Source organism: Kitasatospora sp. NBC_01560 (assembly GCF_045208415.1).
GTDB lineage: Bacteria > Actinomycetota > Actinomycetes > Streptomycetales > Streptomycetaceae > Kitasatospora.
The window spans coordinates 178,196-190,483 of the sequence record NZ_CP109364.1; the positions used below are offsets into that span (position 1 = coordinate 178,196).

The following is a 12,288-nucleotide window of genomic DNA, read 5'->3' on the forward strand; positions in this document are numbered from 1 at the left end:
CGACCCGCGGACGAAAGGGACACACGGATGTACGTGCACTGGGGAACCTTCACGAAGAACGACACCCTCGGCTACTGCCTCGGCCTGGCGCAGAGCGCGCTGAGGGAGCGGGGCTTCCAGATCTGGGACCTCGCCGGCGACGGCGACTACCAGGTGATCGGCGGGAACAACGACGTGATCGCCAACATCGTCTGCGTCCCGCAGGGCGGAAACACCTGGATGACGGTGAGCGCCTACTCGACGGACTCGACGCTCGCCGAGCGCACCCGCAACGAGGTGCGCACCTACATAGTGACCTCGATCCGCATCGATTGAGGCACGAGAGCCGCGAAGGGGCGTGCCCGGGGAGCCCTCGGCCGGGACGGCGAGGGCCATGCCCGTCCATGGCCTCTCGACGACAGCGCGGTCCTCCGGCAAGGCGACAGCGACGGAAGCGTCCGGCAGCCACAGTTCCGCCGTACGCGGCCGCGGCACCGAGCGCCGCCCGGACACACTCACCTGCACCCGCCTGCCGGCCCAGCTGCCCGTGCCCGTCCCCCAGCCCGAACCACCGCCCGGCGCTCACCTGAAAGCGCAGCCGGGCGCCGGGCCAGGGGCCGGGAGTGAGGAGGACCGTGCCGGTGCGGCGCAGGTGGGCGGCGAGGCGGTCCAGGGCGCGCGGTGCCGGGTTGGCGGGGGTGGAGGTGAGGACGACGGGGCAGGCGGTGGCGAGGGCGGCGATGACTTCGAGGTGATGACTTCGAGGTGGTGGTCACCGGGGTGGTCGGCGACCACGAGGCGGCACAGGTCGAGGCCGTAGCCGGCGGCCGCGGCAAGGCCGAGGCCGGGGAGGCCCACGGCGGCGGTCCAGGCGTGGTCGTCCGCGGTGGCGGGGCCGGCGGCCTGCAGGAGCCGCCTCTGTAAGATCGCGGGCCCAGGGTGCGAGGGCTGGAGGGCATGGCGATGGAAACGCCGCAGATACGCCCCGGCAGCGGTGGAGCCTGGTTGGAGCTGGTTCAGGCCGGTGAGGACAGCTGGCGGGTCACCGCCGACTGGTGCTCATCGCTGTCAGCCGATGACACCGCCCACCTCACCAGGGACGAGGTCTCGGACTTCGCCGCGCAGGTGCTCTCCCACCTGCGCTCCCCGTCGGGCTCTCGATTCTCGGCGGCGGTGACGCTCGCGCCGGATCATGGCGTTCTCTTCAGCCGACAGTGCCTCGATGAGTTCTTGGGCCGAGGCGATGTTGAGGCCGGCATCGACTCCGAAAAAAGCTGGCTGGGCCAGATAATCGGCCTGGCGGGGTAGAAGTTGTTGAAGAGCTCTGCTGTGCGCGGCCGAGTACTCCTTCCGTCCAGCCGACGGCCATGGCGTCGGCGGTGCCGCCCAGGACGAAGGCGAGCACGGTCTCGTTGACGGCCATCGCGTGCTGCGCACCCGAGCGCCCGGCGCCCCGGGCGATGGAACCATGGGGCGCGGGGCAGGCCGAGCACCTGCCCGGCCGCATCCAGCCCGGCCGTGCCCTCCAGCCGCCAGGTCTTGTGCCCGGCCTTGGTGTTGCCGTCGGAGGCAACCAGGCCGTGCAGGGCGAGATCGCACAGCGCCCGCCGGGCCACGGTGTTCGACGCCGCCCGACGAAGGGCCTGACCGGGGAGGCGGGCGGCGTCCGGGAGCAGAGAACACCCACCACCCCGACCACCACCGGGCGCAGCCCCCCCGGGGGTCGGGACCGGCGGACGCAGCCCACCAAGGACCGGGGCCGGCGAACAGGGGCCGCCGGGCGGGGCCGGGCCTGCATCCCCGGCCCGGCACGAACCGCGGGCGGAGGCGGCCGCCCTGCGGCCCCGAGGGAGACGCCCCCCGCCGCAACCGGGACCGGAGTGATTGCCTCGTAATCACCCCACGACGGCCGGAACCCCCACAGCCACCCCCAGACAGCAGCACGACCACCAGGACCACAGCCAGGCACAGCAGACGGCAGCAGCTCAAGGCTGACAGAACCGCCGCTACTCCTCCTCGACGCCGTCCCCGACAGCGCCTGCTTCGGCTTCCTCTTCCCTCGCCCGACGCTCCCGGGCTTCCGCTTCCTGCTGGCGGCGCTGCTCCTCCTCCCACAGTCCGCGACGTCGGTACTCCTCCGCCTCGCGGTGACGGCGGGCCAGCTCCTCCCGACGGCGGCGGTCCTCCGCCGCCTGCTGCCAGTTGCCGGACCTGAGCCGGTGCCACCGTGCCCATGGCCATGGCCATGGCCATGGCCATGGCCCGTCATGACGCCCCCCGATCCGTGAGAATCCGACCGCACCTGCGGTCGCGTTCCTCCAGAATCGGCACACAACAACGCCCCGTCCACAGGCAGGACTGAACAACGGCCGAGCCGGCGGCGGGACCGGGCCGGCGCGGCACCGAGCCCGAAGCCGAAGCCGGCGTCAGGCCAGGCCGGGCACCGGCCAGCAGGAGAGTAAGGCTCGGCCCCCGACCCGACGAAAGCCCGCACCGACGACCGGACAACGGCCCGGACAGCGGCCGAACGGCGCCCACGGAACGATGACGGCCGACGCCGCCAGGACAGGCCGACCCAGCGCCGGCCGGCACAGGCGGCGACGGACCAGCCCGGCCCAGCAATAGTCGGGACCGGCCAGCAGGAGGCAGGACAACCACCGGCCCGGGCATGGGAGCGGCGCCGGGCCGAGGCCCCGCGCGTGCAGATCGACGGCTTGTGGAGCCTACGGAGGCAGGTGACGTCGCGGCACCCCGTTGTCGGTGCCCGCTGCGAGGATCACCGGCATGGACATCGGACATGTCGACTGGCGAACCTTCCTGACCCGGTGGAGCGAGGAGTGGGCGGACTCGCACAGGCACGCCGAGGCGCTGAGTCCCGACGATGCCGCGGCGCGGCGGCGCGGATGGCTCGGCGCCGACCCCGCCACCGAGGCGGACATCGCCGCGATGGAGGACCGGCTCGGCCGCGCACTGCCGCCCTCCTACCGGGAGTTCCTGCGGGTCAGCAACGGCTGGCGGCACGCCGGCGCGTTCGTCTGGAAACTGGCTGGTACCCGAGAGGCGCACTGGCACAACGACGCGATGAGCCTCGGTGAGGAATTCGACGAAGCCTGGGGCGAGGAGGACAACCCCGGGGAAGTGCGGGCTCAGGTGGGCCTGTGGTCCCGGGCGCTCCAACTGGACGTCGAGTCGGACATCACGTTCGTGCTGCTCGACCCTCAGGACGTGGGGCCGGACGGCGAATGGGCAGTGCGGGTGTGGGCCTCCTGGCGGGCCGCGGACCCCGAGCGGTATCCGTCGTTCGCGGCGTTCATGATCGCCATGCATCAGGAGTTCCACACGCACGCCCCCGCCCGGAAGCAGGAGGACGGCCCCGCATTCGTCAACAGCACGACCCGGGCCCAGGACGACGCCGTGGCCCGGGCCCGGACCGCGGCACTGCGCGGGCGGCACCAAGAGGCGGCCACCCTGCTGGCGGAAGCACAGAAGTACGGTCGGCCGTACGCACTCGAACTCCTCGAACAGATCACACAGCTGGACGGGCTGCGCGGGGTCGGGGTCCAGCCGCCGCACCCCGACAACCCCCGCTTCATCAGCGAGCAGCTCCCCCTGAAGGCCGCCGATCTGCTCACGAGCGGCCGGCCCGCAGAGAACTGGCACTACTCCGACCCCGGGACCTTCCCCGATACCGCGCAGGCCGCGGCCGACATCCTGCGGGCCGTACGCGAGGGGACACACCGCTACCGGCCCGGCGGAGCGTTCGGCGAGGCCGTCCACGAGGCCCGCGAGCAGGCCCGGTGGGGCGACACCGATGCCGCCTGGCAGGTTCTGCGTGCCGCGATCCCGTCGTGGGAACCGCTCGGCCCCGGCCACATCGCACCGGTGGGCCTGCTCGCAGACCCCCTGCTCGCCCCGGTGCTGACCGCCGAACGGAGCCTCGAACTCCTGCGGACCCCGCGCGGCGGCGAGAGCGGCCCGGCCCCGGCCCCCGCCGGCGACCGGAACCCCGACGGCCTGTCCTGGCTCGTCCGGCCCGGCGGGCTGCGCCCCTGGCAGACATCGATCGGCGACTACCGGATGATCCTCGTCGAAGGCGTCGCCCCGGACGAGCTGCCTGCCCTGCTCGGCTCATCGCCCGCAGCGGTGCTCTCTGCGCCCCTGCGGCAGTGGGATGTCGGCCGACACTACCGACCCCCCGGCCGGCTGGTCATCTCCGGCTACGACGACAAAGCGCTGCTCAGCGTCGGACGGGCCGGGCAGGGCTGGAGTTTCGCCTTCGAACAGGACCCGTCCGCCGGCTTCGACACCGCACGCTTCGTCTCTCCCGCGCCGGCAGCCTCGGCCGGCGGCGGCCGGGCGATCGTGATCTGGCACGAGCGACGCCGAGGCACCTCGGTGTTCCACGTGTCGGCCGCCGAGGGCGGCACGCAGCGTTACGCGATCACCGTACGCGGCGGAACGCTCGAAGCCACCTCCGGCGCCGTTCCCGCCGAACTGGCCCCGCCCGCCCTCGGGTTCGACGGCCCCGACACGGAAGGCCAGGCCGAGGCCGCAGCCCGCGCCCTGGACGCCATCGCCCACCTCCACGGTGTCACCGTGCCCCGCCTCGCTCTCGCCGAAGGCCGGCTGCACACCTTCGAGTCGCTCTCCTGGAGCCGCCCGCCTGGCCCCGGAGAGACGTACACGACAATCAGCATCGGCTGACCCCTGTAGCCCACTGCGGCACACACCACCCTCCCTACAACCTCCTTGTCCGCCTGCCGGCCGCCCGTCTGTCGCCACACCCACCGTCGCCCGCCTCGGGACCGGCCATGGCGCCCGAGGAGACGCCGGAGCCGGGACAGCGAACGGCGGCCCGACCGGTGCGGAGCCGGGAGTGTGAGGCCGGCAGCAGACGACGAGGCGGTCGGCCGGCAGGGTCGGGCCCGCGGGCCGACGACCGAGCGCCAGCAGGCAGGCGGCAGGCATCCTCGACAGGACGCTCGGCAAAGTTCGGGAAGCCGGTATGTCGCCGTCCGACCATGGATGGCGGCCGGAACGGGAGAACGCCTGTTACGCCTGCCGGAAAGCGGCGGATGTCATCGACGGCCGCCGGGCACGGACGATGAGAGCCGGGCGGGCGCGGCCGGTAGACCTACACCGCTCCCCCGAGTCGCTGGTAGAGCACGTGCCGGGACCGGCGGACACGGGTAACGAGCCCGGCCCGGTGGAGGATCTGCAGGTGGTAGGAGACGGTGGCCGGACTCAGGTAGAGCCGCTGGGCGATTTCCGTCGTGGAAAGCGGTTGGCCGAGCTCGGCCAGGAGCTTGCGCCGCATCGCCCCGATCAGCGGATGGTCCTGGACGGGCGGGAGACAGTCGACCCGCGCGGCGGGATAGACGATGAGCGGAGTGCGCGGCGCCGGCGTCCCGGGCGGTTCCCCGGCGCAGAAGAGGGCCCGATCGACGAAGACGCTCGGCGTGAGAACCACCGCTTCCGCGTCCAGCGTCAGCCGGTGGATGCTGTCCGTGAGGAGGTGGACGAGCAGTTCGCCGTCGCGCCATTCCAGGTTCGGGGCCAGCTGGTTGAGGGCCTCGGCGAGCCCGTACTGGGCGATCTCGGAGGCCCGGGCGGTGACGTCGGCTTCCAGTCGGGCGCGGATGGCCGGCCACAAGGGGTTCAGTGCAGCGTGCCAGAACCGCGCCATCTCGTCGGCGAGTCGGTGCGCGAAGCGGTCCTCCCCCCGGTCGAGGGCCCGCAGGAGCCGCCGCGGCGCCGAGTGGCCGGAACCGGGCTCCCAGGAGTGGCCGTTGAGGGCCTCCGCCAGCTCGTAGCGGATCCGTTCCTGCGGGGTCGTCGCGATCTGGTGCAGCGCGGAGTCGATGTCGGTCAGGAAGGCCGGGGGTTCCGGCCGCAGGAAGTCCGGGGCGTAACCGAGGGGGCCTCCCGCGCCGACTACGGCCAGCAGACCCAGCCGGTGCCGGGTCAGTGCGTCCGTGGCCCTGGTCCGCCAGGGCGGGGTCAGGGTGCCCGGGCCTGAGCCGACGAGGCGGAGCAGGTCCTTGGCCGAGCCCACTGGTGAGACTGCGAACCTCACGGCCCCCAGCCCCCGGGCGCCCAGGCGGATCCGGATCACACGCATGCCCCCATCGTCATTTCCTTCGAAAGAAATCGAATCATTCGACCCGTCAATCGGCATGGAGTTTCCTGGATTCACCGCACAGACCGGCCCCGAGAGGAATCCAGGACCCGTGATCGTTCACAAAAAGCTGGCCGCCGTCGCGACCGTTGTGGCAGCCCTCACCGTCGCTTCCACCAGCGCGGAATCCGCCCGGGCCGCCGAGCCTGCCGCCCACCACGTGGCCTGGGAGCAGGGCCGGGCGCCGGGCGCCCGGGCGGGCTCCCTCACCTCGGGCATCCACGTCCGGATCTACAGCCTGTACCGGGCGACCCCGGGCCAGTGCCTGGACGCCGACGCCACCGCCGGCGGCAACGGCACCAAGGTCCAGGTGTGGGGGTGCAACGGCACCTCCCAGCAGGAGTGGCTGCTGTCCGGCGACGGCAGCCTGCGGAGCGTCCGGTTCCCGGGCATGTGCCTGGACGCCGACACCAACGGCGCCGGCGGCAACGGCACCCGGGTGCAGCTGTGGCAGTGCAACGGCACCACCCAGCAGCAGTGGTACCACCCCTCCGGGGACCAGGCCATCTACAACGTCCGCTTCAGCAACGGCAAGAACACCGTGTTGGACCGCGACACCGACGTCCCCGGCAACGGCGCCCAGGCCCAGCTGTGGGGCAAGAACTTCCAGTCCCAGCAGTGGTGGGACATCCGGACCGCGTGACGTCTTCGACGCCGTCGGCGCCGGTGCCCGGTGAACAGCACGTCTCGACAAGGAGGGAACACGCATGAATGCAGTGGAACGCACCCGGAGGAAGATCGGCGTGGGGGCCGTGGGATTCGCCGCCGCGATCGCGTTCGCGGTTGGGGTGACGCCGGCCTCGGCGGCGGCACCGACCGCGAACGCGTCCCCCTCGCTCAGGAACGGGGAGATCGTGGAGCTCTGGAACTACAACAGCCAGCACTGCCTGTCGGTCGGCGCCGGGAGCACGGCGGGCGGAGCCGGGATCATCCAGTGGTCCTGCTACGGCGGCGCCGAGCAGTACTGGGGCCTCTACCCCATGCCGAACTCCGGCGGCGGCTACGAGATCGTGAACAAGAACAGCGGCAAGTGCCTCGCCGATCCGGCGAGTTCGCCGAACGCCGGCGTCCAGCTGATCCAGTACGGCTGCGACAAGGGGGCGGAGCAGACCTGGTACTTCGACCGGAACCCCGACACCGGCTTCGCCCAGATGCGGAACCGGGCGAGCGGCCTGTGCGCCGCGGTCGGCGCCTCGAGCACGACGCCGGGTGCCCCGGTCGTCCAATGGTCCTGCTACGGCGGCGCCGAGCAACGGTGGACGACCTCCGCCTGACCGCCAGCGGCCGGCATTTCGCGGCTCCTCCCCCACGAAGCCGCGAGACGACCCACCGGAGCCGCGCCCCTCGCCCTCACCGGGCGAGGGGCCGACCAGGAGATCGCCCAACTCCGCTCCGACCGCGCCGCCCTCGTCCGGGCCGTCAACCAGCTCGCCCTAAAGAACCAAGGTCTGCGGGTGCGGCAGTTCGAGGGCCTGGTCCGCGTCGTGCGTGAGCGCGGTGGGAACGGGCCGGGCGGTGGCAGGCCGTGGTGCCTGCCACTGGCGGACCGGATCCTGCTGGTGGCCGTGTACTACCGCACGAATCTCACGATGCGGCAGCCGGCGCCGTTGTTCGGGATCTCGACGGCAACGGTGCCGCATCGTCCAGCGCCTGGGCTTGTTCTTGGCTCTGGAAGCCGCTCCACGCTCGGTCGCGGGCGTGGAGCGGCTGTGGATCGTGGACGGCACCCTGATCCCGGTGCGGGACAGCACGGTCGGTGCGTCGAGCCGCAACTACCGTTTCTCGGCGAACGTGCAGGTCGTCATCGACGCCGACACCCGACTCGTGGTCGCCACCGCGCGTCCGGCCCCGGGCAACAAGGCCGACGCCCATGTCTGGTGCGCCTCCGGCCTGCCCGCAGCATGCGCCGGCACCACCCGGGGTGCCCCGCCCGCACAAGGAGCCGGTAGAGGCCGTGGAGGCCGGGCCGGGCAGTGAGGAGCAGGCGGCCGTACCTCATTTCGCGCTGGGCACCTGGCTCAACAACCAGAAGGCCCGCCGGGCGAAGCTGACCCCGGGCCAGCTCGCACAGCGCGCCGAACACGGCGCGGAGTAGGCGTAGCGGACTGTCCGGGCCGGGCTGGTAGTTCCTGCGCCGTCAACACCGGAACGTCGAGTCCAGACGGGGACGGACCGACAACTCGCACTCAGCCGACCAGGCGGAACTTGGTGGTCGGCACACCCTGGATGCCGGCGCAGTCCAGGTTCGAGGTGGTGGCGCTGTAGGTCCAGCCCCGGGGGACGTCGCACGCCCACATTCCGTTGACCGGCGTACGGAGGTGGAAGGTGGTGGAGGGGACCCCGCTTCCGTACAGCAGGCTGCAGGAAGTGCTGCGGCCGACGAAGTCATAGGTGAAGGCGGGGGTCCCCACGCAGGCGGTGAGGCCGTCGTACGGGGTCCGCAGGTGGTAGGCGTTGGAGACCACGCCGGACTGCTGGCTGCACGCGTAGCCCCAGGAGATGGAGTCGTAGACGAAGGCCGGGGTGCTGATGCACGCGGTCAGGCCGTCGACGGGCGTGCGCAGGTGGAACTGCGGCGAGTTCCAGGTGCCGCCGCCGCTACAGCTGCGGTTCATGGACACCTGGTCGTAGACGTAGCCGGCCGGGACGTCACAGGCCCACACGCCGTCCAGCCCGGTCGTGGCGGCGGAGGCGGGCGTGGTGGCGGCCGCGCCGGAGAGCAACAGCGCCAGCGCGGCGAGGGCCGCGAGCAGGGCGGACCTAACGGTACGCGCAGCTCGAGTCGCTCGCGCGGTTCGTGTGGTTCGTGCGGTTCGTGCGGTTCGTGCGATGGACATGAGACTCCCTCGGTGGTGGAGGAGTTGCCGATGGATGCACGGTGCCGACGGCGGTGGTCGCGGGTGAGCGTTCGCCGCCGTCGAAGGTTCTAGCACGCACGGTGGGTCGTCGGCCCGATGCTCCGTCCCCGGTTGATCATTCCGCCGACCACCGTCTACACACCTGTGCGCGTTTACTCCGGTTCATGTCAGCCGATCGCCGCCACCATCATGGTCGGGCAGGCGTCGGCCCGACCACGCTCGGCTGCGGCCCGGTGGGTTCGTGGCGGGCCGACGCCGCCCGCCGGGCGCGGGCGGCAGGGTGCTCGCGGTACAGCGGTGCCTAGCGGCGGCACCGAGCGGCGGCGCCGGACCGGACAAGCGTTCCCATACCGCTGCCGAACCGTTGTCGAACCCGCCGTACCTAGCGTCCCCTCCATCGGGGCGACGGCCGTTCCGGCGAACGCGGACGGACCGGGGAGGCGCGTCGGACGGCTCCTCGCGCGACGGCGGACCACCCGGCGGGACCACGGACTCCGGACCGCCGCCCGCCCACGGTCGTACGGCAACCCGACCGCGGCCCCTGGCGGACGAACGACCACGAGAAGGGGACCCTCTTGTTCGACGCACTGTCCGACGCCCTCGCCGACGAGCAGTTCTACGCGCCGCTCGGCACGGTGGCCGACCCCGGCCGGCGCTTCGCGCCCGTGCGGGTCGCGTCCGGCTGGCACGGAAGCGACCGGGGCATCTGGACAGGGTGGAGCGGGCCCGGGGCCCGCCGTGCCGCGCAGGGCTGGAAGATCCACGTGTCGGCGCGCCCGGAGCGGGCCCAGCACGTCCTCGACACGGTGGCGGACACCTGCTTCGCCGAGAGAGTGCCGTTCAAGCACGTGTCGGCGCACTTCTTCTTCCTCGCCCTCCACCACAAGCACGGCGCCCGGTCCCAGTCGGGCAAGTTCTGCGCCGTGTACCCGCCGGACACCCCGGCCGCCGAACGGCTCCTCGCCCTCCTCGCCGAGGCCCTGGACGGCGAGGAGGGCGCCTACGTCCTCAGCGACCGACGCTACCGGGACTCCCGGACGGTCCACTACCGCTACGGCGCGTTCGGCCACCGCAGCCGGCTGCTGCCCGACGGCACCGCGGAGCCGCTGCTCGCCGACGGCCACGGGCACGACGTGCCGGACGTGCGACTGCCGTACTTCGTCCTGCCCGACGGCGTCAGCGACCCCTTCGTGGACCGGGAGCCGGCCGCGCACCGGGGCAAGATCCGCATCCGCGACTACGAGATCGTCAAGGTGCTGCAGCCCAGCAACGCCGGCGGCGCCTACCGGGCCCGCGACACCCGCACCGGGCGCCTCGTCCTCATCAAGGAGGCACGCCCGCACAACGGCTACACCTGGGACGGCGTCAGCGCCCGGGAACGGCTGCACCGGGAGTACGACACCCTGGCCGCCGTCCACGCGGCAGCCGCGGGCGTGTGCCCCGAACCGCTGGAGCGATTCACCGAGTGGGAGCACGACTTCCTGGTCATGGAGCACGTCGAGGGAATCCCGCTGGTGCAGTGGATCAACCGCTCGTCGCCCGTCCTGCTGGCCAACCGGCCCGCCGCGGACTTCGACCGGTACCACGGCGACTGCCGCCGCCTCCTCGCCTCCCTGGACGTGGCCCTGGGCCGGCTCCACGCACTGGGGCTGCGGTTCGGCGACGTCAGCCCCGGAAACGTCATCGTCACCCCCGCCGGGGAGGCCAGGCTCGTCGACTTCGAGTCCGTGACCGCGCTGGACGCCCGCCCCGCCCGGATGGGCACCCCGGGGTTCGCACCGCCCCCGGGCCTGGCTGCCGAACACCGCGCCGACCCGCTCCTCTCCGACCGCTACGGCCTGTCGGCCCTCGTGCTCACCCTGCTGGCGCCCTTCCACAACGCGCCCCAGCTGACGCCTGCCAACTTCGCCCTGCTGCGGCGCGACCTGGCGGCGCGGACGCCGGTGCCGGACGACCTGTGGCAACGGGCCACCGCCTTCCAACCGTCCGGCGGGTCCGGCGCGGACCGCATGTCGTCGCTGCCCGACCCCGGGGAGGTGGACGCCGATCCGCTGGGGTGCCTGGCCCGGCTCGCCGAGAGAACCGCGTCGGGGCTCCTCGCCCTGGCGGACACCGACCGGCCCGACTGGGCCTTCCCGCCGTCGCCCCAAGCGTTCCGCACCAACACGGTGTGCGTGGCGTACGGAACGGCGGGCGTGGTGCACGCCCTGCACCGGGCCGGTATCGCCGTCCCGGACGAGGTCCGCAAGCGGCTGCGCAAGGACGCGCTCGCGACAGGGGACGCGCTGCCCCCCGGACTGGCCGTCGGCTCGGCCGGCGTCGGACGGGCCCTGGCCCGGACCGGGCACCTCGACGAGGCGCTCGACCTGCTGCGCGCAGCCGACGGCCACCCGCTCACGACCACCACGACCACGCTGGCCGGCGGGCGGGCCGGGGTCGGCCTGGCCTGGCTCGCCCTGCACCGGCGCACCCGCGACCCCCACCACCTGGAGCGGGCGGCCGCCGCCGGCGACGCGCTCCTGCGGTACGCCGCGGACGACCTGGGGCCGACCCTCGGCGCCCACGACGCCCGCGGCCTGTTCCACGGCCGCTCCGGACTGGCACTCTTCCTCCACCACCTCAGCCGCGAGACGGGCGAACAGCGCTACCTGGCGGCGGGATGCGCACTGCTCCACGAGGAGCTGGACCGCGCGGTGACGCTGCCCGACGGCTCCCTCTCCTTCGCGGACAACGCCGTGAACCGACGCGTCATGCCCTACCTGGCCACCGGATCCGCCGGAATCGGCACCGTCCTGCTGCACTACGCCGGCACCACCTCGGCGGACGAACGCCTCACCACGGCCCTGCCCCGCGTCATCGCCGACGCCCGCAAGGTCAGCGCGATGCAGGCCGGCCTGCACGACGGCTTCGCCGGACTGGTCTACCTGCTCGCCGAACACGCCGACTTCACCCGGGACGACGCCGACCGCCAGGATGCGCTCCGGCTCGCGACCGGGCTTCTCAAGTACGCCGTCCCGCACGGTGACGGCGTCCGCTGGCTCGGCACGGGCTCGCTCCGGTTCAGCGCCGACGTGGCCAGCGGCAGCGCCGGGATCCTGCTGGCGCTGCACCGCGCCCTCCACGGCCCGGGTGACGACTGGTTCACCCTGGATCCCGCCCACCCCCAGGAAAGCGAAGGCAACCGTCCATGACCGAGATCCTCGCCCTCCAGCAGCTGGAACTCCAGACCGAGCAGGCGGAGGAGGCCTACCCCTTCCCCTGCTTCAGCATCTA

The 12,288-nt window shown here is 72.7% G+C and carries 10 protein-coding genes and 1 pseudogene; 9 read left to right on the plus strand and 2 right to left on the minus strand.

The features are described from left to right. The first annotated feature begins 27 nt into the window (after positions 1 to 27). From OH807_RS00835 to OH807_RS00850, 4 genes are all read left to right on the plus strand, one after another. The gene (locus tag OH807_RS00835) at positions 28 to 315 is read left to right on the plus strand and encodes a hypothetical protein (protein ID WP_406192388.1); all 288 of its coding nucleotides are present in this window, start codon (positions 28 to 30) and stop codon (positions 313 to 315) included. 429 nt (positions 316 to 744) lie between these two features. Further along, on the plus strand, positions 745 to 903 hold the full coding sequence (locus OH807_RS00840) for a hypothetical protein (RefSeq protein WP_406192391.1): 159 nt from the start codon (positions 745 to 747) through the stop codon (positions 901 to 903). Between the two features lie 33 nt (positions 904 to 936). Continuing rightward, positions 937 to 1,287: a hypothetical protein gene (locus OH807_RS00845; protein ID WP_406192394.1), complete on the plus strand. Its 351-nt coding sequence runs from the start codon at positions 937 to 939 to the stop codon at positions 1,285 to 1,287. A gap of 1,476 nt (positions 1,288 to 2,763) precedes the next feature. Continuing rightward, the gene (locus OH807_RS00850; RefSeq protein WP_406192397.1) at positions 2,764 to 4,683 is read left to right on the plus strand and encodes an SMI1/KNR4 family protein; all 1,920 of its coding nucleotides are present in this window, start codon (positions 2,764 to 2,766) and stop codon (positions 4,681 to 4,683) included. A 430-nt stretch (positions 4,684 to 5,113) separates the two neighbouring features. On the opposite strand, the gene OH807_RS00855 is transcribed toward OH807_RS00850, so the two are convergent. After that, the gene (locus OH807_RS00855) at positions 5,114 to 6,100 is read right to left on the minus strand and encodes a winged helix-turn-helix domain-containing protein (protein WP_406192400.1); all 987 of its coding nucleotides are present in this window, start codon (positions 6,098 to 6,100) and stop codon (positions 5,114 to 5,116) included. A 109-nt stretch (positions 6,101 to 6,209) separates the two neighbouring features. On the opposite strand from OH807_RS00855, the gene OH807_RS00860 reads away from it, so the two are divergent. The 4 genes and pseudogenes from OH807_RS00860 (at position 6,210) to OH807_RS00875 (ending at position 8,252) form a co-directional block, all read left to right on the plus strand. Then, positions 6,210 to 6,800, plus strand: a complete 591-nt coding sequence (locus OH807_RS00860) for an RICIN domain-containing protein (RefSeq protein ID WP_406192403.1) — start codon at positions 6,210 to 6,212, stop codon at positions 6,798 to 6,800. A 64-nt stretch (positions 6,801 to 6,864) separates the two neighbouring features. Continuing rightward, the gene (locus tag OH807_RS00865) at positions 6,865 to 7,431 is read left to right on the plus strand and encodes an RICIN domain-containing protein (RefSeq protein ID WP_406192406.1); all 567 of its coding nucleotides are present in this window, start codon (positions 6,865 to 6,867) and stop codon (positions 7,429 to 7,431) included. Positions 7,432 to 7,605: 174 nt separating this feature from the next. After that, positions 7,606 to 8,074 (plus strand): annotated as a pseudogene (locus OH807_RS00870) (transposase family protein); the annotation flags it as partial. A 37-nt stretch (positions 8,075 to 8,111) separates the two neighbouring features. Further along, a complete protein-coding gene (locus tag OH807_RS00875) occupies positions 8,112 to 8,252 on the plus strand; it encodes a hypothetical protein (RefSeq protein ID WP_406192410.1) in 141 nt (46 codons plus the stop codon). Positions 8,253 to 8,343: 91 nt separating this feature from the next. Here the strand turns inward: OH807_RS00875 and OH807_RS00880 are convergent, their stop codons facing one another. After that, on the minus strand, positions 8,344 to 8,880 hold the full coding sequence (locus OH807_RS00880; protein WP_406192413.1) for a hypothetical protein: 537 nt from the start codon (positions 8,878 to 8,880) through the stop codon (positions 8,344 to 8,346). Between the two features lie 710 nt (positions 8,881 to 9,590). On the opposite strand from OH807_RS00880, the gene lanKC reads away from it, so the two are divergent. Further along, complete coding sequence (gene lanKC / locus OH807_RS00885) at positions 9,591 to 12,206, plus strand: class III lanthionine synthetase LanKC (RefSeq protein ID WP_406192416.1); 2,616 nt, start codon at positions 9,591 to 9,593, stop codon at positions 12,204 to 12,206. Positions 12,207 to 12,288: the final 82 nt, after the last annotated feature.

Coding starts and splice junctions, on each gene's coding strand:
- OH807_RS00850 (WP_406192397.1), top strand. CDS start 2,764: ATGGACATCGGACATGTCGACTGGCGAACCTTCCTGACCCGGTGGAGC.
- OH807_RS00835 (WP_406192388.1), top strand. CDS start 28: ATGTACGTGCACTGGGGAACCTTCACGAAGAACGACACCCTCGGCTAC.
- OH807_RS00845 (WP_406192394.1), top strand. CDS start 937: ATGGCGATGGAAACGCCGCAGATACGCCCCGGCAGCGGTGGAGCCTGG.
- OH807_RS00855 (WP_406192400.1), bottom strand. CDS start 6,100: ATGCGTGTGATCCGGATCCGCCTGGGCGCCCGGGGGCTGGGGGCCGTG.
- OH807_RS00865 (WP_406192406.1), top strand. CDS start 6,865: ATGAATGCAGTGGAACGCACCCGGAGGAAGATCGGCGTGGGGGCCGTG.